The organism is Thermanaeromonas toyohensis ToBE, assembly GCF_900176005.1.
In the GTDB taxonomy this organism is placed as follows: domain Bacteria; phylum Bacillota; class DSM-521; order Neomoorellales; family Neomoorellaceae; genus Thermanaeromonas; species Thermanaeromonas toyohensis.
On the sequence record NZ_LT838272.1, the window covers coordinates 2,480,685 to 2,506,113 of the forward strand.

Annotated in this window: 20 protein-coding genes; 6 read left to right on the forward strand and 14 right to left on the reverse strand. The window is 46.3% G+C overall.

Translation table 11 applies throughout. From position 1 onward, the window contains the following. Positions 1-125: 125 nt before the first annotated feature. The gene (locus B9A14_RS12790) at positions 126-1,223 is read right to left on the reverse strand and encodes a uroporphyrinogen decarboxylase family protein (RefSeq protein WP_084666150.1); all 1,098 of its coding nucleotides are present in this window, start codon (positions 1,221-1,223) and stop codon (positions 126-128) included. Between the two features lie 433 nt (positions 1,224-1,656). On the opposite strand from B9A14_RS12790, the gene B9A14_RS12795 reads away from it, so the two are divergent. Continuing rightward, complete coding sequence (locus B9A14_RS12795) at positions 1,657-5,466, forward strand: bifunctional 2',3'-cyclic-nucleotide 2'-phosphodiesterase/3'-nucleotidase (protein WP_084666152.1); 3,810 nt, start codon at positions 1,657-1,659, stop codon at positions 5,464-5,466. A 59-nt stretch (positions 5,467-5,525) separates the two neighbouring features. Here B9A14_RS12795 and B9A14_RS12800 read toward each other — a convergent pair whose 3' ends face one another. The 8 genes from B9A14_RS12800 to B9A14_RS12835 all read right to left on the reverse strand — a co-directional run bounded on the left by B9A14_RS12800 (position 5,526) and on the right by B9A14_RS12835 (position 13,578). Next, the gene (locus B9A14_RS12800; RefSeq protein WP_277995816.1) at positions 5,526-6,464 is read right to left on the reverse strand and encodes a pseudouridine-5'-phosphate glycosidase; all 939 of its coding nucleotides are present in this window, start codon (positions 6,462-6,464) and stop codon (positions 5,526-5,528) included. 3 nt (positions 6,465-6,467) lie between these two features. Next, positions 6,468-7,562 carry a carbohydrate kinase gene (locus tag B9A14_RS12805; protein WP_084666154.1) on the reverse strand — a complete coding sequence of 365 codons (1,095 nt, stop codon included), beginning with the start codon at positions 7,560-7,562 and terminating at the stop codon, positions 6,468-6,470. Positions 7,563-7,748: 186 nt separating this feature from the next. Continuing rightward, entirely contained in the window at positions 7,749-8,747 is a 999-nt protein-coding gene (gene dsrM, locus B9A14_RS12810) for a sulfate reduction electron transfer complex DsrMKJOP subunit DsrM (RefSeq protein WP_084666156.1), read from the reverse strand. A gap of 14 nt (positions 8,748-8,761) precedes the next feature. Beyond that, positions 8,762-9,919 carry a sulfate reduction electron transfer complex DsrMKJOP subunit DsrP gene (gene dsrP / locus B9A14_RS12815; protein WP_084666158.1) on the reverse strand — a complete coding sequence of 386 codons (1,158 nt, stop codon included), beginning with the start codon at positions 9,917-9,919 and terminating at the stop codon, positions 8,762-8,764. A gap of 52 nt (positions 9,920-9,971) precedes the next feature. Then, on the reverse strand, positions 9,972-10,793 hold the full coding sequence (gene dsrO, locus B9A14_RS18040) for a sulfate reduction electron transfer complex DsrMKJOP subunit DsrO (protein WP_084666160.1): 822 nt from the start codon (positions 10,791-10,793) through the stop codon (positions 9,972-9,974). A gap of 2 nt (positions 10,794-10,795) precedes the next feature. Beyond that, positions 10,796-11,263 (reverse strand): sulfate reduction electron transfer complex DsrMKJOP subunit DsrJ, encoded by a 468-nt coding sequence (gene dsrJ / locus B9A14_RS12825; RefSeq protein WP_231967768.1) that lies wholly within the window; start codon positions 11,261-11,263, stop codon positions 10,796-10,798. Next, complete coding sequence (gene dsrK, locus B9A14_RS12830; RefSeq protein ID WP_084666162.1) at positions 11,226-12,866, reverse strand: sulfate reduction electron transfer complex DsrMKJOP subunit DsrK; 1,641 nt, start codon at positions 12,864-12,866, stop codon at positions 11,226-11,228. The genes dsrJ and dsrK overlap by 38 nt, the downstream gene beginning before the upstream one ends. 205 nt (positions 12,867-13,071) lie before the next feature. After that, on the reverse strand, positions 13,072-13,578 hold the full coding sequence (locus B9A14_RS12835) for an RsbRD N-terminal domain-containing protein (protein WP_084666164.1): 507 nt from the start codon (positions 13,576-13,578) through the stop codon (positions 13,072-13,074). A gap of 395 nt (positions 13,579-13,973) precedes the next feature. On the opposite strand from B9A14_RS12835, the gene B9A14_RS12840 reads away from it, so the two are divergent. Beyond that, complete coding sequence (locus B9A14_RS12840; protein WP_172839156.1) at positions 13,974-14,927, forward strand: cytochrome c biogenesis ResB family protein; 954 nt, start codon at positions 13,974-13,976, stop codon at positions 14,925-14,927. A gap of 10 nt (positions 14,928-14,937) precedes the next feature. On the opposite strand, the gene B9A14_RS12845 is transcribed toward B9A14_RS12840, so the two are convergent. Beyond that, complete coding sequence (locus B9A14_RS12845) at positions 14,938-15,285, reverse strand: cupin domain-containing protein (protein WP_084666168.1); 348 nt, start codon at positions 15,283-15,285, stop codon at positions 14,938-14,940. A gap of 26 nt (positions 15,286-15,311) precedes the next feature. Between B9A14_RS12845 and nrfD the strand changes: the two genes are divergently transcribed. Genes nrfD through B9A14_RS17605 form a run of 4 tightly spaced genes read left to right on the forward strand, consistent with a single transcriptional unit; the run spans position 15,312 to position 18,484 of the window. After that, complete coding sequence (nrfD, locus tag B9A14_RS12850; RefSeq protein ID WP_084666170.1) at positions 15,312-16,151, forward strand: NrfD/PsrC family molybdoenzyme membrane anchor subunit; 840 nt, start codon at positions 15,312-15,314, stop codon at positions 16,149-16,151. Beyond that, positions 16,144-16,263, forward strand: a complete 120-nt coding sequence (locus B9A14_RS17600; RefSeq protein WP_197686513.1) for a twin-arginine translocation signal domain-containing protein — start codon at positions 16,144-16,146, stop codon at positions 16,261-16,263. Before nrfD ends, B9A14_RS17600 begins: the two co-directional genes overlap by 8 nt. 18 nt (positions 16,264-16,281) lie before the next feature. After that, the gene (locus tag B9A14_RS12855) at positions 16,282-18,312 is read left to right on the forward strand and encodes a molybdopterin-dependent oxidoreductase (RefSeq protein ID WP_197686514.1); all 2,031 of its coding nucleotides are present in this window, start codon (positions 16,282-16,284) and stop codon (positions 18,310-18,312) included. Next, the gene (locus tag B9A14_RS17605) at positions 18,269-18,484 is read left to right on the forward strand and encodes a hypothetical protein (RefSeq protein WP_197686515.1); all 216 of its coding nucleotides are present in this window, start codon (positions 18,269-18,271) and stop codon (positions 18,482-18,484) included. Before B9A14_RS12855 ends, B9A14_RS17605 begins: the two co-directional genes overlap by 44 nt. Before the next feature lie 344 nt (positions 18,485-18,828). Here B9A14_RS17605 and cas3 read toward each other — a convergent pair whose 3' ends face one another. The 4 genes from cas3 to B9A14_RS12875 form a co-directional block, all read right to left on the reverse strand. Beyond that, a complete protein-coding gene (cas3, locus tag B9A14_RS12860; RefSeq protein WP_172839157.1) occupies positions 18,829-21,255 on the reverse strand; it encodes a CRISPR-associated helicase Cas3' in 2,427 nt (808 codons plus the stop codon). A 2-nt stretch (positions 21,256-21,257) separates the two neighbouring features. Continuing rightward, complete coding sequence (gene cas5, locus B9A14_RS12865) at positions 21,258-21,995, reverse strand: CRISPR-associated protein Cas5 (protein WP_084666174.1); 738 nt, start codon at positions 21,993-21,995, stop codon at positions 21,258-21,260. Between the two features lie 138 nt (positions 21,996-22,133). Continuing rightward, positions 22,134-23,075, reverse strand: coding sequence for a CRISPR-associated protein (locus B9A14_RS12870; RefSeq protein ID WP_084666176.1), 942 nt, complete (start codon positions 23,073-23,075; stop codon positions 22,134-22,136). A 13-nt stretch (positions 23,076-23,088) separates the two neighbouring features. Next, positions 23,089-25,242, reverse strand: coding sequence for a TM1802 family CRISPR-associated protein (locus B9A14_RS12875; RefSeq protein ID WP_084666178.1), 2,154 nt, complete (start codon positions 25,240-25,242; stop codon positions 23,089-23,091). Positions 25,243-25,429 lie beyond the last annotated feature (187 nt).

Genomic DNA, 25,429 nt, shown 5'->3' on the forward strand with positions numbered 1-25,429 from the left:
CTTCCCACCCTTTTCTTTTTTAGTTTAACAAGATTTTAGTTTACTAAAATCTTCCACTACCCATTTTACTTTAAGCCCTGCTTTTTAGCTCACTTTCCCTTCCCTTCACCCCCTTCTAAATTGAGTTATATTTTAAGAGGATAAGTACCGTAATCTTTAGCCGCTTCATACATAGCTAAGATGTTTTCTACCGGAGTATCAGGTTGGATATTATGGGTAGGTGCAAGTATAAATCCGCCTCCTTTTCCCGCCTGCTTGATGCGCAATTTAACCTCCTCTTTCACCTCTTCAGGGGTGCCCTGCGGGAGCACTCCTTGCACGTCAACACCACCGAAAAAGGCTAGCTGATTACCATATTTCTCCTTTAAGAAAGCCAAATCCATACCTGCGGCCTGGGGCTGAATAGGGTTTAAAACCTCCACTCCTACTTCAATGAGGTCTTCAATAATGGGCATAATAGAACCGCAGGAATGATAAGCAATGATAATCTCCTTATTTACAGCCTTTAAAGCATCGATTATTTTCTTTTGCCGCGGTTTAAATACTTGGCGATATAAAGCAGGAGAAATAAGCATACCCCGCTGGGTTCCAAAATCATCTCCCAAAAGAATAACTTCAGCCCCTAGCTCAATTAACTTGCGCCCTACCGTAATATGAAAATCCAATATGCGATCTATCAGGGCTTCAACATATGGCTTTTGCCAAAGAAGATCTACCAAAAACTTTTCCAGGCCCACCAGGATCCAAGCTAGTTCGAACATAGTTACTTCCAAAATTCCTATAATAGCGTAATCATTTCCATACTTTTTAACCATCTTTTCTGCTACTTCAAACCGGCCAGGAGCCAGAGGCTCCGGAAACTCGTAAGCATTAAGATCAGCGATACTCTCTACCTCGCTAAGGGGACGTACGACAGCCTCTGTGTAGTACCCCACCTCCCGGAACTGTATCCCCCATTCATCTATAAGATGGCCATTGGGAAGGCGCTTGGTAGGCTTACTCCGGTCCCGACCAGGACCTATAGCAACGGCATCATTGCCTAAAGCAAGGAGTATCTCGGTATAAGATAACCGATCGGAAAGGAAGGCATCTACAGGTTGGCTAGGTAGCCCCATTATTTCTCCTAACTTTTGAGCTACCTGGGGTGTTAAGGTAGCAAAAATGGGAACCCTATCTGGCTCTTGCCTCCTGGCCGCTTTTAAAAACCTAGCTTTGGGTTTCACTGCTTGTCGCTCCCAAACACAAGATGGTTATCTTGTTAGTTGTCTAACAACATTATAATATTTTTTATCACACAGGCTCAAAGTTAAAGGAAGGTTAAGTACTAAAGTTACCTGCTTCTTTTTTATTTTAACTTCGAATTAAGCTGTCTACCTTATCGAAATACCTAAGGACAAATTTCTTGTGTCTTTCATTAAAAATAATCAAATATCTAAGAGAAAGAAAAAGAAAGGTTTAAAGGTAAAAAAAGGAGTAAAATTGTGGTACTTATCTACTTGTAGCTTTTGTAAGCAAAGGATTAAGTCAATATAATATTGTTAGACAGCTAACAACTGGTTAGGGTTAACTTAAAACAAGTCCGGGAGGTGGGATAGATAGGAACAAGGGGTAATAAACATTAGGTATAATTTCGCTTAAAAAGGGAGGGAGACGTTTATGCTTTTAAAAAGATCAAAATTAATTTCTCTGTTAATTATTATTGTATTGTTTAATCTTTTCTCCATTTCCCCCCTGCCTTTGCTGGCCGAGGAGCAAAACTCTTCTTACGAGCTTGTTATTTTAGCCACCACTGACCTGCATGGTAATATTTACCCTTGGGATTACTACAAAAATGCTCCCGCTAATTACGGGTTAGCAAAAATAGCTACTCTCGTTAAAGAAATCCGAGCTAAATATCCTAATGCCCTGCTTTTCGATAATGGCGATTTAGTCCAAGGGACCCCGTTAGCTTATTATTATGCCCGAGTGAACCCGCTAAAGGAAAATGAAGTTCACCCCATAATTGCTGTTATGAATTACATAGGGTATAATGCAGCTACTATTGGCAATCACGAGTTCAATTATGGGTTACCCTTCTTGGAGCAAGTCATCAAAGGTGCCAAGTTCCCTTATGTTTTGGCTAATGTCTATAAAAGCGGGACCACTATACCCTATTTCACTCCTTATACCATTATCGAAGTACCCTTAGGTAAAGATAAAGTAAAGGTAGGGGTAATTGGGTTTACCCCTCCAGGAATAATGATATGGGACCGGGCTAACCTGGAAGGGAAAGTTGAGACCGGGGATATTATAGAAGCAGCTAAGCGCTTTATCCCAGAAATGAAAGCTAAGGGAGCCGATGTTATTGTAGCTTTGGCTCATTCTGGAATAAGTGGCACTTCCAGTTACGATGAAAAAGCTACAGGTTTAGGAGTAGAAAATGCCGTTAAGCTATTAGCCCAACAAGTAGACGGTATAGATCTAATAATTGCGGGACATAGCCACCAGGAAATCCCGGGAAAGGTTTTGCCTAATCCTCTGGTAGGCAATACCTTAATCCTGCAACCGGGTTATTGGGGTAACAATCTAGCGTGGGCAAAATTGACCCTAGAAAAAACAGAAACAGGCTGGAAAGTAATAGAGCGGAACGGTAAACTGCTCTCCACAAAAGACATAGGACCAGACCCGGAAGTTCTAAGCATAGCTCGCGAAGCTCACGAAAAAACCCTTAAGTTTGTAACTACACCTTTAGGAAAGACCGAAACACCTATCACTACTTATTCTGCCAGGTTAGCTGATACAGCCGCTATCCAGCTCATAAATGAAATCCAGATGGAGAGGGTAAAAGAAGCTTTAAAGGGGACCAAGTATGAAAATCTGCCCATCATCTCTGCCGCAGCACCCTTTAAAGCCGGTCGCAATGGGCCTACAGACTTTACTGATATACGTCCTGGTCAAATTACCATGGCTGATGTAGCTTCCCTTTATATTTACGATAATACTCTGGTAGCCATTAAAATTAATGGAGCTCAGCTTAAAGCATGGTTAGAACACGCGGCGGAAAATTTCCGACAAGTTGTACCTAGTTCAGGAACAGAAGCTTTGATTAATACCAGCTTCCCTGCTTATAATTTCGATCAAATTGATGGAGTGAGTTATGTAATTGATATTACCAAGCCCGTTGGGGAACGCATTGTTGAACTCACTTATAATGGCCAGCCGGTTACCCCACAGCAAGAATTCATTTTAGTAACGAATAATTACCGCGCCGGCGGCGGGGGTAATTTCCCAGGTACAGGCAAAGAGGCTGTTATAGTTTATGATCGTCAAGAAGAAACCAGAGTGCTGATCGCGGACTTCATTAAAAAACATGAGTCTATCAGCCCCTGGCCAGATTATAACTGGCGTATTAAGGAAAACTTTTTAAACCACTGGGCAGCTAAGCCAGCCACTACTTTGCTTAATCGTGGAATTCTTCGTGGAGATGCTGAAGGCCGACTTTTCTTAGATAAGCCAACCACGCGGGCTGAATTTGTCACTTTACTTATCCGCTCTTTGGGGGATCGGCTGTTGGATGCTTCCAATCCCTTCCAAGACATAAAGAACCACTGGGCGGAAAAATATATCACCACAGCAGCAGCTCTAGGTATTACTAGCGGTATCGGCGAAGGCAAGTTTGGCCCCGATAACTTCATCACCAGGCAAGAAGCTATAAGTATGATAATTAGAGCACGGCTACAACCAGGGGAACTGGATAACCAATCTACAACTGCACTTTCCGCCTTTAAGGATGGAGATAGGGTTGCTCCGTGGGCTATGCGTGCCTTATCCTTCGCCATTGAACATGGTATTTTGGGAGGTTATGAAACCGGTGAGCTACGGCCAGAAGCCCCCTTGCTCCGGGGCGAAGCAGCTAAGATAATTTACCTTAGTATCCCTGAGCTTCTGCCGCCGAATCAAGCTAAGCTTACGTTAATCACCCTCAACGATTTTCATGGCCGGCTAGAAGAGGATCCGAAAAAGGCAGCTGGTGCACCTTTAGGGGCGGCTAGACTGACTACAGCTCTATTAGGGGAAAAATGGCTTAATCCGGGAGGAGTTCTCCTCTTAAATGCTGGTGATACTTATCAAGGTACCCCCATTTCCAACCTTGTATATGGCCAATCAGTGAATGAATGGCAAAACCTAGTAGGATTTAATGCTATGACCATTGGAAATCATGAGTTTGATTGGGGAGTAAAAGTTCTTAAACAGAGGATAAAAGAAGCAAACTTCCCTGTAATTGCAGCCAATATTTATGATAAGACTACCAACCAGCCGGTTGACTGGATCAAGCCAACTGCTATCCTCCAGGCAGCAGGCGTCAAAGTTGGAATTATAGGAGCTACCACCCAGGAAACGGCCAGTATCGTTATGCCTGCTAATGTGGAAGGACTTAAGTTCCCCAACCCGGCTTCTCGCTTTGATGAGCTGGTATCGGAGCTAAAAGGGGGCGGGGCAGAGGTAGTTATAGGCTTAACCCATCTGGGTTCCGAGGTAACCTCTACCGGGGAATTAGCAGGTGAAGCTAGAGATGTTTTGGATCAAATGAAGGACCACCTTGATGCCTTAATTACTGGCCATACTCATCGCGAGATAGCTACTATTTATAAAGGCACTCCAGTAGTTCAAGCCCTTTCCTATGGCAAAGCTTATGGAAAAATCGAGCTTTATTATGATAAACAATTGAAAAAGGTGGTACGGGCTAGTGTAGAGGTAATTAAACCCAGTCCTACCCTGTATCCTAATCCTGAAGCCAGCTCCTTGGTACAAAAGTGGAAAGAGGTTATTGGGCCAAAAGTTAATACTGTTATAGCTAGAACAGTCGTGCCATTAAGCAAAACCTTTACTTCTGCAGGAGAATCAGTCCTAGGGGATCTAATTGCCGACGCCCAGCGTTATACTTTAGGTGCCGACATAGCTATCATGAATGGTGGCGGCATCCGGGCAGATATTAACCTGGGAGATATAACCTGGGGCGAGCTCTATAGCGTACAGCCCTTCGGGAACGTTCTTTTCAAGGTCCCCTTAACAGGGGCCCAAATCAAGCAAGTATTGGAAGAAGGTATAGAGAATTACTATCGCCTTTACAATAAGCTACCCCGTGGGCATTTACCGGTGCAGGTATCCGGGATAAAGTTTACCTGGGACTATAACAAGCCTTTTGGGCAAAGAATCATCCTCACTTCCCTTAAGCTAGAAGATGGTTCTCCTTTGGATCTAAACAAGACTTATATTGTCGCTGTCAATGAATTTGTGGCCACAGGAGGAGATGATTTCAACACTTTTAAGACCCTATATGAGGCAGATAAAAAAGGATATTATGCACGGTACTATACCGGGATAGTAGATCTAGACGCTTTGATCGCCTATCTACAAAAGCTTCCTCAGCCAATAAAATATAACCTGCAAAACCGCATTGCGGTGGTTAACTTCCCTGGGCCATAATGCAAGGATCTCTATTATAGGAAATTAAGGGATCAATAGGATAAATCCTCATTGATCCCTTAAATTTTTTCTTTACAACTGCTATAAAGTTTGTTGAGTTCTACCGCTATCTTAGCCCCCACAGAAGCATTATTTTTGACAAGCTCTATATTGGCTCTAAGGCTCTTACCCCCTGTTATTTCTGCTACTTTCTCTAGCAAAAACGGGGTGAGGCCTTTCCCTTTTATTGCCAATCTTTCTGCTTCCACCAGGGCTTCTTCTATAACCTTACTTATGTAATTTTTATCGAGAGCGTATTCTTTAGGTATGGGGTTGGCTATTACAATACCTCCCGTTAGCCCTAAATCCCACTTTGTCTTTATCACTCTAGCTGCCTCCACCTCGTCTGCCAATACATAGTCCACCTTGAGGCCGCTCTCCCTAGTATAAAAGGCGGGAAACTCCTCTGTCCTAAAGCCTAGCACCGGAACCCCGTAGGTCTCTAAATATTCAAGGGTTAGGGGTAAATCCAGTATCGCCTTGGCTCCTGCACATACAACTGCCACGCTGGTTTTAGCTAGCTCCTGCAAATCTGCCGAAATATCGAAAGTCTGAGGCCCCCCTTTATGGACACCCCCTATCCCTCCGGTGACGAATACTTTTATCCCGGCCAGGTGTGCAGCAATCATGGTCGCTGATACGGTGGTGGAAGCGCACAATCCCTTGGCTATGACTACGGGTAAGTCCCTGCGGCTTGCTTTTAGGACCCTATTAGAGGTAGCTATAAATTCGAGCTCTTCGTTTGTTAAACCTATCTTTATCCTTCCCTCGATAATGGCAATTGTGGCGGGGACAGCCCCGCTATCCCTTATAATCTCTTCTACTATTTTTGCTGTTTTTACGTTTTCAGGATAGGGCATACCATGGGATATTATGGTGGATTCCAAGGCCACTATAGGTTGCCCCTGATCTTTGGCCTTCCTCACTTCTTCTGAGAAAACAAGGTAGTTAATCCCCATAATCTATATTACTCCTTTGACTGTACTCTTTAGCCTTTCTTCGCTCAAAAAAGGATTCACAGTATAGGGCGAGGAAATGGTTAGCGCCGCTGCTGCTAGGCCGAATTTCACCGAAAGGCGCAAGGTATAGCCATTGAAAAGGCCATACACCAGGCCAGAAGCAAAAGCATCTCCTGCCCCGGTAACATCTATCACTTCAGCTTCATAAGGTCTGATAAACTCTTCTCCTTCTTCAGAGGCAAGATAAACGCCTGTAGCTCCCAAAGTTACAATTACGGTTTTAACCCCCTTCTCACGTATGATTTTAGCCAGCCTCGGCACTTCCTCCCCAGGCGAGACATCTAAAATAGCTGCTAATTCGCCTCGGTTAGGAGTGATATAGTCTATTTTATCTAATATCTCCCTTACTTTCCTCGCTTTTTCTATCGATACAGGATCAACCAGCAAGGAGATGTTTTCTTTACGGCATATCTCGGCTACATATTTCATGCTATCAGTTGGTAGGTTAGTATCCATGATTACTAATTCGCTATTCCTAATTAGTTCCCTCTGCCCTTCCAGGTATTTAGCATCGCACTCTTCTAATACTTCCATCTGCGCTATACCGATCTCCATTTCTCCTTTAGCATCGAGCATGGCCAGAAAAACCCCTGTGGGTCTGGTAGGTGAGATTAGAACGTGTTCCACATTAACGCCAGCCCTCCTCGTCTCTTCCAATATTTTCCTTCCCTCGCCATCATTGCCCACTACAGTCAACAGCGTAACAGGTACCTTTAACAGAGCAAGGTTGTGAGCGATATTCCGCGCTACCCCACCCAGGCTTATATCCACTTGGCCGGGATTGGAAGTATGCCTGATAAGCTCCTTAAAGGGGCGCCCTTTAATATCGATATTTGCTCCACCTATTACTACAACTCCCTTACTTTCCTTTACCACATACCCCCTTCCCAATATAAATCCTTTCTTCATAAGATTAGCAATATGGCCCGCAATAGCAGAACGGCTAAGGCCTAATATATTCGCCAGCTCTTCCTGGGAAACCATGGGGTTTCGTTTTATCAATTCTAATATTTCTTTTTCCCTTCTAGTTAGAGACATATCAGCTGCTCCCAACAAAAGTTTGTTTTGCAAACAATTGTTAGTAAATTATAAACCAGGCCAGATAACCTGTCAAGAAATATTGGCCCTTTTTCCAAAAACAAAGCGCTGGTCTCCAAACCAGCGCTCTTAAAGGGGGCTAACTAGTATATGTCCCACATACCTCTAGTATATAATCCTCTTCCCCTAACTTGCCTCTTTTTCCACAGGTATACCCGCCATTTTCATCTTCTCCCGGAATTCTTCCTCATACTCCTCGTAAGTATGCACCTTTACCGGGTAATTCCAGGGATTGATATGCCTTACAGCCCGGCTGTTGTTAGGCAGGTTCCGGGTAGGGGTTAAGAAGATCCCAGCCATATGGACCAGTTTACTAAAGGGGAAATAAGCTGCCAGGGCGCAAACCAGGAAGAAGTGGATGTAAAAAAGTACCCCGATACCCTCTGGAACCCGGGGGTGGAAGGTAACCAACCCCAGGGCCAGTTCTTTAACAGCAGTCACATCCACGCCTAAAAAATAGCGCATGAGAACACCTGAAAGGCCTATCCCTAGGATTAAAAAGAGAGGGGTATAATCCGCAGGCAAGGAAATATAACGGACATGCGGGATAATAAGCCTTCTAAGCAAAAGATAAGTTACCGCAGCAAGGAATAATATATCTGTAATATATACAGCTCGTAAACTGATGCGGAAAAATCCATCTATCCCCTCAAGAAAAGAAACCCACCCGGGCACCGGGTCAGTAAAAAATCTTAAGTGCCGGAAAAGGATAATAAAGAAAGACCAATGGAACAAAAGCCCACCCAGCCATAACCACTTTTCCCAGTGATAGGTAAGCCGCGGTCCTTCCCTGAGTTCTGCCTTAGTATTGCGGAAAAGGGAACGGAAAAGGAAAACTTCGGAAGCCACCCTGGCAGCTGCACCTAAAGCAGTAGAGGGATTATCCAAAAAGCTAGGCTTAATCCAGGGCAGCGATTTTTGCTGGCCACCTGTGGTGGGTATACGGAAGGGTACCGGTGAACTACCCCACTGCAAGATGCGGTACACCATCCCTCCGAGGAAGGTGGCCAGGGCTACATAGGGTACTACAACCCCAAAGAAGAATTTAAGCTTTAACACTTCTACCCCTATAACGGCCACTAGGATGAGAGCCAAAACGATCCCTAGCGAAAAGACAATATCCATTTCCCCTTACCCCTTCAAACAGTTTCTTCTTTAACAGAAATAACTATCTTATAAAGCACAGTAAGTATGAAAAAGCCTGTAGCCCATACACCTAAGGTAATTAAGGCTTCCGGTAAGGTAGGAGCATATTCTCTGACTTTCTCCAACGGATTGGGGATAAAACCAGCTATAACTAAGGCCAACCCCTTCTCAATCCATAGGGAGACAAAGGTGGCCGCGCAGGCCAGAAGAAGCGTACCCTCCTTTTGGCGAGTACCTGGGATCACCAGGAGAACTATAGCCAGAGCAGCCAGCACAGCAAAAATCCACATGAAGGGTACTAACTTCCCATGGCCTTCCAAGCCAGCAAAAAGGTATCTTAAGGTATACATCCCATGGGCCGGTACTTGGCTATAAAAGGCAGTAAATAATTCCAGACCTACAAAAAAGGCCGTAACAATCATGGCATAAGCCACAATAGCGGAAAGCTTTTCGATAGCCTCTTTTCCAGGATCAAAACGGCTAAATTTTTTAAGGATAAAGCAAAGGATAATAAGCAGGGCCGGCCCGGAAGCAAAGGCCGAAGCTAGGAAACGGGCCGCCATCAGGGCCGTAAGCCAGTAATGCCGTCCTGGCAGTCCCGCATACAAGAAGGCGGTTACCGTATGGATGCTGATAGCCCAAGGGATGGAAATATAGGTTAGTACTTTAACCCACTTGGGAGGCGCCACTTCCTTGTATTCTGCCTCTAGCACATTCCAGCCGATGATGAGGTTTAAAAGGAGATAGCCGTTCAACACAATCATATCCCAGAAGAGAATGGAGTTAGGTGTAGGGTAAAGGAGGACATTAAATAAGCGCATGGGTTTACCCAGGTCTACCACTACGAAGAGAAGACACATAAGGATAGCGGATACTGCCAGGAATTCCCCCAAGACAGTGATCCTGCCAAAGGCTTTCACGTTATGAAGATAGTAAGGTAGAACCACCATCACGGCCGAAGCCGCCACTCCCACAAGGAAGGTGAACTGGCCGATATAAAGGCCCCAGGAGACGTCCCGGCTAAGACCAGTAATGGTAAGACCCTGCTTAAGCTGCCAGAGGTAGCAGGCCAAGCCTACTCCCATTAAGGTGAGCAAGAATATAATCCAGCTCCAATACCTGGGGCTCCCTTTTAAAGCTTTCCCCAACATGGCTTCCCTTCCTCCAAAACCTTTTTCTTTCTAAATTCTAAGACACTACACCTTAAGTCAAGGCATAATAAACCTTCGGCCGGGTACCCAGCTCAGGCTTGCGCTGGATGTTAAAGGAGGAGCGCAATTTTTTCCGTATCTCAGAATTCGGATCCTCCAGATTCCCGAAAATAAGAGCACCCACTGGGCAGGCCTCCACACATATGGGCTTTAACCCGGCATCTATCCTTTCCACGCATAGATTGCACTTCTCCACTACCCCTTTTTCCCGGGTGGGGAAGGAAGGGTTTATCTCCTTTATAAAGGGCCGGGGATCCCGGAAATTAAAGCTTCGGGCACCGTACGGACAGGCCGCCATGCAATACCTGCATCCGATGCACCGGTGATAGTCCATCATCACAATGCCGTCCGCTCGCTTATAAGTAGCCTTAGTGGGACAGACTCTTACACAAGCCGGGTTATCACAATGATTACATAGTATTACTACGGGTTTTTCTCGTAGGGCCTCTGGCAAGTACTCATGCTCCTGTTCTGGGAAGACATTGGCGAAAGGCTCCTTCCATATCCATTTAATCTCTTCTTTCGGAGTAGGTATCTCAGGGATGTTATGACCTCTTCTACAAGCCAGGATACACTCTAGGCAGCCTTCCCTCGACCAACATTTTTCCATATCCACCAACAGGCCCCATTTGATCTCACTTGTCCCAGCCCGGGATGAAACAGAAGGATTCCCTGATTGGCTCGCTACAGCCAACTTTCCTGTAAGGCTCCGCTCTCCTTCCCCAGCGGCAATACCCTTAACCGCCGGAAACACAAGAAGGACTAACCCGCAAGCACCACCGATCTTAAGAAAATCTCTCCTGGTCGTCCTCATGGCTATTTCCCCTTTGACTCTAGATGGCAACTCCAGCAGTCAGGTTTCACTTCCAGGTAGTTATGGCACTCGTCGCAAAACTGGGCCTTGTTGGAGTGGCAAGCCAGGCAAGTATTCTGAAGGCTCATGGTGTATTCCTTCCCGCTCGTAGATACGTAAACCCTCTCCCCCTGGCGAACCACCCTGTCTCGCCACTCGTTCAAAAGCCTCATATGATTGGCCCGCATATAGGAGGTAGGCTCCACACACTCCTTCACGCCCATTTGCTTTATAGCCGGGGTGTCGAGGTTAGGAGTAGGTGTCGTAGCCGCCCTTCCGGCGTTATACCAGAAAGGGAAGGTAAAAAGGACAATAAATACACCTACTCCCACAAGTATATACTTAAAATCAGGCGCCCTCATCTTCTCCCCTTCCTTCCAACCTGGCTCACCCTTAGGTGTTCCTCCCTTCATGGGCCATTTCCACTTCATGCCCTCCCTTTTCTTCTAGCGGTTCACCCCGCAAGGTGGTGGTGCGCTCTTTTTCCCCTTTCATCACCAAGGCATTGCCTAAAAGCTCATGCACACCGGCCACCGCCACCCCCGGTACCCAGTAATCCATAAGGGCTGGTAGCGCCGCCCGGTCTATAGCGCAGATACAAGCTAGAAGGTTAACCCCGTATTTATCGTGTACGTATTTTACCGCGTTAGCTCGGGGGAAACCGCCCCGCATCCGCATTTCCAAGTTCTCATCAGCGTTAAGGCCAGCCCCGCTCCCGCAGCAGAAGGTATTTTCCCGGATGGTATTCTCTGGCATCTCATAGAAATACCGGCACACGTGCCTTAAGATATAGCGGGGTTCCTCGAAAAACCCCATAGCCCGGGAAGGATTACAGGAATCATGGAAGGTCACTTTAAGGTGATCATTACGGCTGGGATCTAGGTTAAGTTTCCCATGGCGGATAAGATCAGCAGTGAACTCACAGATATGCACCATCTTAGTGGACTTGGCATTCTCAAATTTAGTACCCGTGATGGGGGAGACAGGTTCCTCCAGGAAATCAGCCGGGCCGTTCATGGTATCCATGTACTGGTGGATCACCCTCCACATATGGCCACATTCCCCGCCCAGGATCCATTTCACACCTAGTCTTTTGGCCTCGGCGTACATCTTGGCATTGAGCCTCTTCATCACTTCATGGGAAGTAAACAGCCCGAAGTTGCCACCTTCAGAGGCATAGGTGCTCAAAGTATAATCTAGGCCTATCTCATGGAAAAGCATCAAATACCCCATGAAGGTATAGATCCCTGGATCAGCGAAGACATCACCAGAGGGGGCGATGAAGAGTATTTCGGCACCTTTCCGGTTGAAGGTGGGCTCCACCCTGATCCCCGTTATATTTTCAATCTCATCCACGCAGAACTCCACCATATCCCGGAAAGCATGGGGCTCAATACCCACGTGGTTTCCTACCCGGTAGCAATTAGCTGCTGAGGCCACCGTCCAATCAGGATAGCAGCCCAAAAGACCTAAAAGTTCGCGCCCCAGCATAGTTATCTCCGCTGTGTCTATCCCGAAGGGGCAGTAGAGGGAACACCGGCGGCACTCAGTACACTGGTAAAAGTAGTAATACCACTCTTTTACTACCTCTACCGTGAGATCCCTAGCGCCCACTAGCTTTCCCAGGATTTTTCCCACAGTGGTAAAATCCCGGCGGTAGATGCTCCGCAAAAGCTCAGCCCTTAAGACCGGCATATTCTTGGGGTCACCGGAGCCGAGGAAAAAGTGACATTTGTCTGCACAAGCCCCGCAACGCACACAGATATCCAGAAAGAGCTTTAAGGACCGGAACCTCTCCAGCCGTTCTTTTAATCCTTGTAACAGAATCTCTTTCCAGTTTTCCGGAAGCTTCCAATCTTCTTCCTCCGGCGACCATTCCCGGGGGTTGGGAAGCCCTAGAACCTCCAAGTTTTTGGGCTTAGCAGCATACAGCCAGGTACCCCGTCTGAATTCCACCGGTGTATCCATCCACCTGGTCTGGGGCGGTTTATAATTTATCTTCATCAATTCTTCTGGCTTACTAAGCCTGGACATCCTTTCTCCACCCTTTTCCCCATAAAGATTACTTTATGAAGGCCCGCTTTTACTTTAATAAAACCAAACTACCTACGGTAGCTATTTTTCTTAAAGGCTAAAAGCCTAACTGTTCACGCCAATACTTCGCTTTAAGTTTAATACGTTCCTTTATTGACTTATTTCATCAGCCGAAAGCTTTTCTAGGTCTACCTCCGCTTTAAGTTTAATACGTTCCTTTATTGACCCGCTCCCAAAGCTTTTGAACCTGATTCTTTATTTCTTTTACTCGTATCTCATGTAGCTCCTCCCGGCATCTGGTATACACATCGAAGGCCAAAAGTAGTAGCCTATCCACCAGTGAATAAGTAAATTCCAAATCCTCCCAAGACACCCGTCCTTCCCCTATCTCAGGTTTCAATTCCTGACGTAAGGCCTCTTTCAATAGCAACACAAAACCTATGGCCTCGCCAGGTGAAAAATCCTGGACCGCCCGGATGCGAACTATTCTATCCATATAGGGATAAAGTTCTTTTTCACTTGCCCCCTTAAGCCAACCCTCATACAACCCTTCCAACCCTTCCCGCAAGGCCTGGCCTACTGGGTTAGCAAAGGGATCATTTTCTTGAATCAAAAACTTAGCTGTATCTGCGGGATAAGTGTTTACCACTAAATAGAACCACCTAGCCACGATCTCTGGCTTTTTTTCTGCTAATATTTTGGGCAGCTTCATGCTTCTATTTCCTTCTCTTTTTAGCGTTTTCTTGAGGAGCACTCTTCTGTTTTTCTCTATCTATTTTTCTTTTCTATTTCTTACCAAGCTCGTCTTCTCTATACCGCCTCTTTCTTCTCCTTATTTCTATAAATTTTTAACAAGGGAAGGATGCTTTTTCGTTCTCACTGGAACTACTTCTGTTATTTTTAAATTTCATTCGCTATTTCTTTTTAAATTCCTGCCAAGGGACCTAAATTTTTGTGAGAGTAAGTAATAGAACAAACTTCCGCTATCCTTAACTTAAACCGAGCCATTCCTTATTTATTTTCTTGACTTAGAAGGGTATGTTAAGGTTATACTCAGAGTAGTTCACTTTGTCCTAACTGGTGGTTAAAATGCGCTTTTTATCCTCCATGAGGCTGGCCATATACCTTCTTTTAATCTTAGGAGCCCTAGCTGCTGCTGGCAGCCTTATCCCCCAGGGTCAACCCCCTGAATTCTACCGGGCTTATTACGGAAACCTGTTAGGAGGACTTCTGTTACGGTTCTCCTTGCACGACGTTTACCATAGCTGGTGGTTTATTACTCTGGGGGGACTGCTAGGAATCAATCTCCTCGTCTGCACAGCCCGCCGGGTAAGACAAGTAAAGGGTATAAGGGGATGGGGATCCCTACTCCTACATGTTGGCGTGCTAGTAATCCTTGTGGGAGCCATACTTTCTGGGGCTTTAAAAAGAAGCGTTTATGTGGAAATGGGCGTGGGGGATAGCCTAGATCTTACTTCTTACGGTTTTCCTAATACAACCCTTACCGTAGAAAACTTTAAGATAGAATATTATCCTAACCTAGAGCCCAAGCAATACATAAGCTATGTAACCTTGAAGACCGCCCAAGGCAAGCAAACTAAGAAGGAAATTAAGGTTAACTATCCCCTGGAATTTGTTGGGTTTAAAATATATCAGGTGAGTTACGGCTGGCTCCTAAAAGGCCAAGTGGTATCCAGCGATAAAATAATCCCCTTTGAATTGCCAGATAAAAAAAGCCTTCCTCTAGATGAAACTAAGGGTATACGGTTACTTTTTATGTTTCTCCCCGACTACGATGAAGAAAGTGAAAGGTTGGAAACTCGTTCTCCTTTACCTCGTAATCCCCGCTTGGCCTCTGCTCTAATGAAAGGACACGAGATATTGGAGATAACCCTTATCCGTCCAGGGGAAACAGCTAAACTTAAGGAGTACTCTGTCACCTTTTCTGGCTACCGGTACTATACAGGCTTAGAAATAAAAAAAGATCCGGCTCTATGGATACTGTATGCCGGTTTTATATTGCTCCTAGGTGGCCTCGCTATGAGATACCTTTTTAGGTGAGATGACCTTTTTAAGAGCGTATCATAGTAAGAAGCATTTTAAAATTATCCAGCGCCCGAAGGGCGTGAGGCTGGTTGGCAGGCATAATTATGGCTTCCCCGCTTTTAAGCCTGAAGGGCTGACCCGCTATGGTAATCTCTACTTCCCCCTCCAACACCTGTACCAAAGCATCATAAGGAGCTGTATGCTCGCTTAAGCCTTGCCCAGCGGCAAAGGCGAATAAAGTTACTGTCCCCGCCTTTTTATCGATAAGGGTCCGGCTCACAATGGAACCTTCCTGGTAACTTACCAACTCCCTTAAGTTGGCCACTCGGGCTTCTAAACTTTGAGTTGCTGACTGGTCCATATTATGATGCATCTTTTTCCCTCCTAAATATCTAGGTCTTGGTATTCAATCTGTTTACATTATATCATTACTCCCCGGTGCCCGCCGCCATCATTATTAACATAGCCTTACCCCGCAGGAAAAAGGAGTGCAGCGTCGAAGATGAACATGAAGAGTTAACGCGCTCGGGCGAAGAAGAAAACGGCGGGTTAACCGTTGCGGGAATCGTACTGGTATTGGCCATTATTTTAAGCAGCAGTTTCCTCTTTGCTTTAAACATAGCCAAGCCTTTCTGGAATACAGCCATCTTGCCTCTCCTGTTCTTAGGCGCGGCTATAACTTCTGGCGGGGCTTTGTTGACCATCCTCACCAGCATTCTGTGGCCCGAAGATAAAACCCTTCTAGCGCTACTTAAACAAGTGGTTCTGTATTCTTTAGCCCTTACAGCTTTTATAGAGTTTAGCGAGATTTTCCTGGCGGTTAAAGGCGATATCCCGGAACATTATGAAGTAGCTCGCTCTCTGCTCGTAGGCCGCTATGCTTGGCCTTTTGGGTTAGGGGTAGTGTTCCTAGCCTTTGTGCTGCCCGTTAGTTTGCTGCTCCCTCTCCAGTCGGGTGGGGCCAAGACTTTGGGGGGCTGCATATCTATACTGGCCGGTTTTTTCACCTTACGGTTCTTGTTTGTGGTACCTGCCCAGGGGGTTGCCGTCCTTAAGGGCTTGGAAAACGCTATTATGGAACCACGCTATTCCTACGACTATCTTCCCAGTATAGGAGAATGGTTAATTGTAATCTTCCTTTGCGGCCTGGTAGCAGCCGTAGTGCTAGCGGGCCTGGACAAACTTAAAGAATTCAGGGTGGTAGGAGAAGGGAACAAGGAGGCGAAAATAAATGCCTAAGGGCTTGCTTATGAACCGGCGACAGTTCCTTAAAACTTCCGCTCTTTTAGGAGGCTCGGCCATCTTGCTCTCTAAGGTGGAAAAGGCATTTAATGATGTAGCCGAAGCCTAAAGCAGAGGCGAATACCCTTTGGGCAAGCCAGAGAGCTATATAGCTACTGTCTGTTTGCAATGCAATACAGGGTGCGGGATAAAGGCCAAAATCTATGACGGTGTAGTGGTCAAGATCGATGGGAATCCCTTAAACCCCTGGACCATGCATCCTCCCCTGCCTTACCAGTCCAATCTAGAAGAGGTAGCCAAAATAGACGGTGCCATATGCCCCAAAGGTCAGGCCGGTATCCAAACTTTATACGATCCTTACCGCCTCCGGAAAGTCCTAAAACGGGCAGGCAAACGGGGGGAGAACAAGTGGATTACCATCCCCTTTGAACAGGCAGTGGAGGAAATAGTTAACGGCGGTTACCTGTTTAAAAACGTCCCTGGAGAGGAAAACCGTTATGTGCCGGGGTTGAAGGACATATTCGCTCTGCGCAACCCTAAGCTAAGTAAAGAGATGGCCAAGGACGTAAAAAAGATCTGGAGCAAGGAATTAACCGTAGAGCAGTTTAAGGCTAAGTATAAGGATCATTTGAAGGTCCTGATAGACCCAGATCACCCAGATTTGGGACCCAAAAATAACCAGTTAGTATTTATGTGGGGCCGCCTTAAGAAAGGACGAGAAGAATTTATCAAACGTTTTGTCCAGGATGGCTTCGGCTCGGTGAACACCCACGGTCATACCACTGTGTGCCAAGGCTCCCTTTATTTCCTGGGCAAGGCCATGAGTGAACAATATGTATTTAACGAGAGCGACGGGAAGATGAAATGGACAGGCGGGCAGAAATTTTACTGGCAAGCTGATCTCCAACATGCGCGCTTTGTGCTCTTTGTAGGTGCTTCGCCTTTCGAGGGCAACTACGGGCCTTCTCACCGTGTTCCCGGGATTACCGAGGGGCTGGCCAGTGGTCGCTTAAAATACGCCGTTATCGACCCCCGTTTTTCCAAGACTGCAGCTAAAGCCTGGAAGTGGTTGCCCAACAAACCTGGCACCGAAGCCGCCCTAGCCTTGGCTATAATCCGCTGGATGATCGATAACCAGCGTTTTAACGAAATGTATGTGCGCAATGCCAACAAGGCAGCGGCTAAGGTTGATGGTGAGGCTTCCTGGACTAATGCTACCTGGCTGGTGAAGATAGAAAACGGGAAACCGGTGAGATTCTTAAGAGGTTCGGACTTAGGATGGCCCAAGCAGGTTAGAGAAGCTGAGGTAAAGGGACAGAAGGTAAAGTATGAATTCGATCCCTTTATAGTCCTGTCTGCCGGTCAACCTGTCCCCTGCGACCCCAACGATACTGATAACCCTGTCGAAGGAGACCTACTGGTAGATACCAGTTTAAACGGGCACCAAGTTAAAAGCGCCTTACAACTCCTTTACGATGAAGCGAGGAAAAAATCCTTTGCCGAGTGGGCGGAAGTTGCCGGGGTCAACCCTGCTGACCTGGAGGAGGTAGCAAAAGAATTATTAACGTCCTACGGGAAAGCGGCGGCAGTAGACGTGCACCGGGGAGTATCCCAGCATACCAACGAGTTTTACAATGTTTTTGCCTGGATGTGTGTTAACGTTTTATTGGGTAATTTTAACTGGGCAGGGGGTATGGTAAAGGCAACAACTTACGATCACTTTGGAGAAAAGAAAGGAAAACCTTATAACCTCAAGGAGCTTAACCCGGGCAAACTCTCTCCTTTCAGGATAAGCATTATTCGCCATGAGGTGAAATACGAAGAGACTACCCTGTTCAAGGGATACCCGTCTTTACGACCCTGGTATCCCCTTTCCAGCGACGTTTACCAAGAAATCATACCTTCTATAGGCGACTCTTACCCTTATCCAGTCAAGGCCCTATTTCTTTACATGGGATCGCCGGTGTACTCCCTGCCGGCCGGCCATGCCAACATAGAGATACTGCGCAACCCGGAAAAACTCCCTCTTTTTGTGGCCATTGACATCACCGTGGGCGAAACTTCTATGTACGCTGATTATATTTTCCCTTACGGAAATGATAAGGCCGGGCACAATGGCTTTCAGCCTCGGTTTCGGTCACTGGGCTTATGGAGCTAGCGACATAGTAGTCGACGGCAAGGTCATAAAGGGAGACTCTCGAAGGGCGCGCGGGGTACACGCCAACGCTGCCATGCGCATCGACCCCGTGCTTAAAAACATGTGCTTGATCGATTTCCCCGGTGGCAGCGCTGTATTCTACGACACCCTGGTCAATCTGGTCAAGGTGTAGAGGGTTGGAAGTGAAGCTTAAGACTTAAGCTAAAAAAGGCTGTTAGCAGGCCCAAAAACCTGTGACGGCCGTATAGGGTTGGAAGCTTAAAACCCCGCTAAGGAAGGTTGCCCTGTCAGGAAAGGTTGTCTGACTCCTGAATTCTTAAGTTGGTGTTCCCCGCAGGCTGGCTGTGAAGGATAAAGAGGGAGACAGTGGATGCACTGCCTCCCTCTTACGTCGTGATCATGAAGTTGTAAGACCGTCCAGTTCCTTTCTACTTGGTAACAACGTCCACGAAGTAATCCTTCTAAAACGAGAATAGTTTACACTTAATAGTATACATCTTTCCTTAGTTCCACAAGTTACACAAACCAGGCTTCGTTTAGCTCCTCCCTAGACACTATAGAAAGACCAGTATCCTCCCGATATAAAGTATCTTCACTTAAACGTAGTATCGTCCGACCGGGAACACAACGTCCAATTTCCGCAGCCACTTCCAAAGGAACCTGAACCACAAAGTGATTCATCAGTCCCATAAAAGCTTTCCTTTCGGTAAAACTCAAGCTCCCCAAAAAATCTTTTCGTACATATAACTCCCATATATCCTCAGGTTGAGAAATGCCAAACCTTCTCATAACAACTTCCATTGCCCTATCGAGCTTGCCCCACCATCGTGGTACAAAAATTCCACAACTTGGGACCTCCGGCCCAAACGGATGAACATCCCGTAAAACGGAATGGTAGCCATAAGCTGCTTTTAAAAGTTTCTGTAAGACAGCCTGGTGGGTGTTGCGTCGGAAACACTCCTTATAAAACTCTCGTACCACCTGAGACGCTTCGTTCTCAGAAAAGGTAGGATACCAAGTAAGGCATAGGTCAGTAACCTGCCTTTGGTCTCCATCTCGATAAACATATGGTCGTGTGTCGGTTTCGTTTCCGCGGAGAAGTTTGATTACGTATAATCTTCCTATTTCCTCTTCTCCATGACGGTTGCATCTGCCAGCGGCCTGTACTACAGAAGGAATAACTGGCAAGGCACGTATCACTACACGGAAACTCAAATCTACCCCAGCTTCCAGCACTTGAGTACAAACTACTATAACCTGTAAGCCCTTGTTTACCGCGTTTCTAATCTCTTCTATACGGTCCTTTTTATGCAAAGGGGTGAGCCTGCCAGAAAGGAAATAAACGACCTCACTACCAAGCTGGTCTTTTATTATTGAATATACTTCTGACGCATCTTTAATGGTATTACATATCACAGCTACAGAACCGCAAGATCTATATGCTTCGATGGCTTTACAGGCAAAGTACTCTTCATCTCCTTCCCCCAGCGTTTCCACCCTAAAGCGTGACACTACTGGCTGGGCTATACCTAAAGACACAACTTCTCCGAAAATACCTCCAGTCAATTCTGGAAGAGTGGCGGTTGTCAACAGGACCTTGAGATTCAACTCCGCGGCTGCAGCTTCCATAAGGGCCAAGAAAAGATTCCAAACCCCAGCACTTATAATTTGCGGTTCATCTACAATTACAAAAGAATTCTTTAGCCCCTGAAGCCGCAAAGTGTGCTGGGCCCGAGCAGGGAAAAGGGCGGCAAAGAGTTGATTGAAAGTGGTAACCACCACCGGGGCCTGCCAAGAATCCAGTACTATATCCTCGTCTCTTTCTAGATCCTCGGCTTTTTCTTCTCCAAGCTTTTCGAACGACGAAAGATGATGATAGGTCATCACATCTAGGCCAGTGGCACTTTGGATTTCCGCTGCCGCTTGAGATAATATAGAAAGATAAGGGGCCACGTAAACAATACGCCGACATAACTTTCGCTTAACGGCCTCCAAGGCCACCGTCAGAGAAGTTAACGTTTTACCGTATCCTGTAGGAAGCTCCAGAGTAAATAAGTTACTGCCCTGCTCCTTCACAAATGTCTCTGCTGCCTTGTTTCGCCATCTTCCCCTAGCCTCTAGTAAAAACTCATCTGCTCCCGCCGCAACCAAAGCTTCTCGCCGAGCGCGGCAGAACTCTTCTATCTTTTGCAAAGCTTCGTATGCCATCTCGGAACTAATAGACTCATATGGTTTCTCTTCACCTAGGATGCAACCAGCGGCATGGAACCGATCAGCAGCAACCAAGCGCGAGTTTTCTATCTGCAAGCATAGTCGAGCCGCTTGGGCATATGGATTATTCCTTTCCACTAGCCTACCGACATAACGCTGCACATCACTGGACCATTTCCGCCAACGTAAGGTAATAGCCTCCAGCTTCCTTTCAAGGGTAGCAAGAGACAATTCACCTGCTTTACATAAGTCCTCTAACTCCGGAAAATACTCTACCGCTAGGGTTAAGATCCCCTTTAGGTCGCAATCTTGCAGATCTCCAGGCATGAATCTTCTGATCCAAGGTGGATATTCTTGCCCTGTGTCAGGTATGTCCCCATGGTGCTCATAGAGAAAGAAAGTAAGTACCACTCCTAAATGAAGGACAGCCTGTTTCTCTTTAACAGGTATATCCCATCTTTTCAGGAGTTCATCCAAACAAAGGGCGAATAGCATGGAGCCCGCAAAGGCATGTGGTACACTTTGGCCGTGACCGCGTATATATTTCTGCCATCCGGGTCGAGTTTTACCGGCATCGTGCAAGAGCCCGGCTAAAAATCGTAACCGTTCAAAGACATCTCCATCGGGGCGGCCTACTCCATGAGCTACAGCTAACAAGTGTTCGTATAAGGGATATTCTCTGTTGCCAGGCCCGGTTGGACGAGCTAGACATTCTGCCAAAGAACAGCGCATCTCTACCACAGGTATATCACTTCCCCTGTCTCCAGCTCTAGGACCTGATAAGGAAAAGGCGGATTCTCTTTCAGGCGCACTTTAATGCTTTTCCCAGTTTGTTCATAAAGTACATTAACAGTGTCTTCAAAGATTCTTCCTCCGCAATGTCGATAGGGCATACCTCGTGCTGCAGCGTAAGCTAACCCAGGCTCTATTCCCACTTGGGCTACTGCTTCCCTAGGTACTACGGTATGAACGTCCAGGTAGTTTGCCGGTAAGGGATACAACAAATTTGCTTCTACTACATCTTCGTATTCGGGGAAAGTCAGACAGTAGGCACTGCCCAAATAAGTATGGTATACACTTTGCCTGCAGCGGATTCTAGCTGCCAATTCATGTAAACATTTCCCAGTATAGAAAACTCGGTAATGGGGTTCTACTACCAATTCCACTACCGTAGGACGATTGAAAAAGTCGGTCTCCCCGCTTATGAAGCCTTTCCCCAAAAGTGACATCTGCATACATACCGTGCGCACCGGTGCCAAAAGTGAAAGTCCTATATAGTGCTCATAGTCTAGGAAAGATCTACCTTCTTGAGTCGAAAGATTGATCCCCAAGATAGATGCCAAGAGGCCATGAAGCGTAGGGCGAGGCGGGAACGGGTATGTGGCTTGGGTAATAATGGTATCAGGTTGCCGGAAGTGGGCCAGCTTTCCTCGTAAAGTGAATATTAACAGCTGAATACGATTGTTTCTCATCACTACCCCCCTCTCTACGCCCAGGCGGCAGTTTCTCGACGTTAGGTTCGGTTTAAACTCCCGACCCGCCTCGAGCTCTGGCCTTGTCCGTGGCTCATAGCCCACTTATGCTAAATCCATAACCTTCCAACGCCCTTATTACCACACCTTATTCTCAGTACCCGGAAGTTCTCCTTTTAAGGTCAACTCGGGATTTTTCCACCAACGGACTCGCTTAATTTTGTTGGCAAAGGGACTTTCAGGGCCCAGCACCCTAGCCAGCTTTTGAACGTCCAGCGCCACCTCAGATAGTTGCGTGGGAGGGGTACTGCCCAACCACCGTTCCTTCTCAGGCTCTAAAGCAATATAATCTTCTAAGTAGCCAATGCGGAAGAAAGGATCATTATATTCTACATGTACCAGCAATAGAGGCTGTTGAAGTCCTCTACCTCTGGCCTGCCGATGAAGCGTTCCTTTCCATAATCCTTCCAGCAATAGTTCTACGTCGTCATCAGTCATGTTGTTTTCCATAGCAATAGTAGCATTTATTACGCCTGGCATGGCAAAAACGGCAAAGGGAAGGATGTAAGTGGTCCAAATAGAACCTTGACCGGCCTCATCATCGCTGGGCATAACAACAGTTCCCTGAACGTACTTAGTTTCTACAGGGTGCAGGGAGTGAGCCCAGCCGAATTGGACAGGCCCTGTACGATGAAAGTTTTGTTCTTTTACGCTGAACACAGCCCCGAAAACTCGCATATCGAACGCAGAGTCAAGTAACGCCTTTTCCTTGTTCACTTCCTTATCTCTACCAGCTCTTTCCAAGATAAGATCTGCCAGCTTTTTCCGGTCATAGAGCTTCCCATCTGGCGCTCGTTCTTCTCTACACCAGACAAAGTAGCGCTTTTCCGGTCCACCATCCGGATACTTTGCCATAACATAGTCTCGGACATCCCTTTTAATGCTTACATCAGAAAGGGATATACGGCCGTCCTCCTCACCGAAAATACGCCGTGCATCGCTATCATTAAGTGGATCACGGTTGGGTATACCGTCCTTAACACATTTAACAAATAAAATTTCACCTGTGGCAACTGCCATCTCTTATCACTCCTTAGTCAGATGTTATGCGGTCAATATAAACAGTATATAATTGAAGCTTCTCCTGCTTACCCTCTAAAGCCAACATATATCCGCTCCAGAAGGCACCAATAAACTCATCCTTGTGTGAAGCAACCTGCGACCTTAGCCGCCGATACTCACTTTCTACAACTCCAGCTCGACGACGAAAGTCATCTGACATAAGTTGGTCCAACTTGTTTAATTTAAGAGCATATTCTTGAAACCTGGATAACCCCTTCTTCCAGATCATATCCGGAGTAAGAGCAGAGCCGAAAGCCATTATCCTATGTTTTATAAAATCTTTCCCTCCTTTTTCCGCACCAGTGGCTACCCAGTACCAGCGAGAAAAAAGCCGTACTAGGTACCCGGCAGCAAAACCAAGCTCTTCCACGTTATTGAACGAGAGTTCTACCGGAGGAACAGTAGATACCTTTTTCAACATCTCCCGCCAATCACTCAATACTCTTCCTCCTCCCCCAAGCAATCTGTTATACAAGTTATAAAAGTGGCGAAAAGCCAAGTAAAAGGTCACTTCGTCTTTCAAATTCCAAAACGCTTGCTTTTCGTTTTCTTTGTTACTATGCATACGGACCCACCCGTTCATCCGTGCCGCTGCACCAGAGACAAAAGCCTCCCAACTGATTGGTCTTTTGTGTAACACCGACCGTAAAGTAGACCAGAGGTAGCAACCACCGTAAGCACGGGTAAGCAAGTAAAAAAGAGACTCGTAGTATCCAGGTACTCTATCATCACCCCCACTTTCTGCTGCCAAACAACGCCAGACGGCGATTGCTTCGGCCGCCACTTGTGGCATGTATTCCAAGAGCTTACTTATTGTTGAAGGAAGTACATCCTCAATTACGGCTCGCAAATGTATGTCTCCTCTATCGGGTTGGCCGGAAAAATATACCATAGTCAAACGATACTCATCACTGCTAAAATCTTCAGGTAAGACAGCCTCAAACCCGGTTATGGAGGTCAAGAACCGGTCTCCTCGATTCGGTCGAACCTGTTTTTGACGCAATACTTTCAATGCTTCGCTGAAAGCTTCCCCGCCGTCGTCCTTACTCCTATCTAGCAGGGGAATAACCATCGCACATCCCCAGATCCCAGGAGGCCGTTTGTTAGACTTTCTAGCCACTTCCTTTCCCGCTGCAGATGCGACAGGCACAAAAAGTTCCCGAGTAAGCGTGATAGGTAATTCCGCCGACATCTCCTTGAAAACTCCTGCTCCTACTATAAGAGAAGAATAACACTTCTTACAGAGAGCTCCTACTGCAGCGGCTAGGTCAATGTCTTTCCCTTTCTTTAGTTCCTCAGAAAGAGGAGCATGCCAGGTTGGGGCCAGCCAGGACCAAGCTTTACTATATACGGATACTGATTCCTCATTAACACCACATAAAGAACATCTCTCTCTTCTTCCTTTTTCAGCCCCTTCTTCCATTTTGGACGCCCAGAAGTAATTGGCAATTGTTGGTAGGTGGGCAACAATGAACTGACCCTTGTGTAGAATACTTTCCCCTACAAGTGTGTATGAAGGATCACCTATCATTGGTATCTTTCCCGCATATCTATATGGACCGTTAGGAGTTGGCAAAGTCAGAACTACTAAAGCATAACCTTGGCTTATTCCCTCTTCCATTCTCCTTTTTACCTGCAACGCAATCTCTCTCAGTAGCTCGGCAAGAACCAATTCCTCCTCAGATGTAAATTTTCTGGGAAGATGTAAGGTTCTTCGTAAACGCCCCCGCAAGAAGCTAAGGGCTTCGTCTTTGCTGCTTGAAATTTCATTTATACTTCCGGGGTAAGCCGGATAAACAGGAACACCATATCTCCCCTGAGGATATTTCTTAATGCCCCCCGTAACTATAATGAATGGCGTTCCTAGTCCTCGCTCCACGTCGGGCCTAAACGTTACGATTCTCTTCTTCTTTCCCTCCTGACTTATGAGTTCACCCCACGTCTGCAGAGGCAGAGCTGCAGCCTCAAATTCCCTCTCACAGCAAACTTCTATCACCATAACATTTTCGAAGAATCGTCCATGTTTTTCATTAGCAACGTCCGAGATCTGTAGTAGGGTTTGCCTTGGTGTCATCCCGTACTCCAGCAACGGCTCTCCTTGGGCTATCAGTCTCTCGATGAACAACCTACTCCCCCCATGAACATACCCTGTATAAATTATAGGTTCCGGTCTTATGCTAATATCATTTTTACTTTAGCATACCCTGCTGCAACCAACCTTCAGTGTGATACACAATAAATAAGAAAGTTGCCCCTTATTCAATTCCCCAGCTCTTAGTTAAGCTAATCCTGGAAAAACCCAGCGTAGCAGG

Coding starts and splice junctions, on each gene's coding strand:
- cas5 (WP_084666174.1), bottom strand. CDS start 21,995: ATGAGAAACAATCGTATTCAGCTGTTAATATTCACTTTACGAGGAAAG.
- dsrK (WP_084666162.1), bottom strand. CDS start 12,866: ATGTCCAGGCTTAGTAAGCCAGAAGAATTGATGAAGATAAATTATAAA.
- dsrP (WP_084666158.1), bottom strand. CDS start 9,919: ATGTTGGGGAAAGCTTTAAAAGGGAGCCCCAGGTATTGGAGCTGGATT.
- dsrO (WP_084666160.1), bottom strand. CDS start 10,793: ATGAGGACGACCAGGAGAGATTTTCTTAAGATCGGTGGTGCTTGCGGG.
- B9A14_RS12805 (WP_084666154.1), bottom strand. CDS start 7,562: ATGTCTCTAACTAGAAGGGAAAAAGAAATATTAGAATTGATAAAACGA.
- B9A14_RS17600 (WP_197686513.1), top strand. CDS start 16,144: ATGCCTAAGGGCTTGCTTATGAACCGGCGACAGTTCCTTAAAACTTCC.
- B9A14_RS12795 (WP_084666152.1), top strand. CDS start 1,657: ATGCTTTTAAAAAGATCAAAATTAATTTCTCTGTTAATTATTATTGTA.
- B9A14_RS12845 (WP_084666168.1), bottom strand. CDS start 15,285: ATGCATCATAATATGGACCAGTCAGCAACTCAAAGTTTAGAAGCCCGA.
- dsrM (WP_084666156.1), bottom strand. CDS start 8,747: ATGGATATTGTCTTTTCGCTAGGGATCGTTTTGGCTCTCATCCTAGTG.
- B9A14_RS12870 (WP_084666176.1), bottom strand. CDS start 23,075: ATGGCAGTTGCCACAGGTGAAATTTTATTTGTTAAATGTGTTAAGGAC.
- B9A14_RS12840 (WP_172839156.1), top strand. CDS start 13,974: ATGAGGCTGGCCATATACCTTCTTTTAATCTTAGGAGCCCTAGCTGCT.
- cas3 (WP_172839157.1), bottom strand. CDS start 21,255: ATGCGCTGTTCTTTGGCAGAATGTCTAGCTCGTCCAACCGGGCCTGGC.
- B9A14_RS17605 (WP_197686515.1), top strand. CDS start 18,269: ATGGCTTTCAGCCTCGGTTTCGGTCACTGGGCTTATGGAGCTAGCGAC.
- B9A14_RS12835 (WP_084666164.1), bottom strand. CDS start 13,578: ATGAAGCTGCCCAAAATATTAGCAGAAAAAAAGCCAGAGATCGTGGCT.
- dsrJ (WP_231967768.1), bottom strand. CDS start 11,263: ATGAAGTGGAAATGGCCCATGAAGGGAGGAACACCTAAGGGTGAGCCA.
- B9A14_RS12800 (WP_277995816.1), bottom strand. CDS start 6,464: ATGGGGATTAACTACCTTGTTTTCTCAGAAGAAGTGAGGAAGGCCAAA.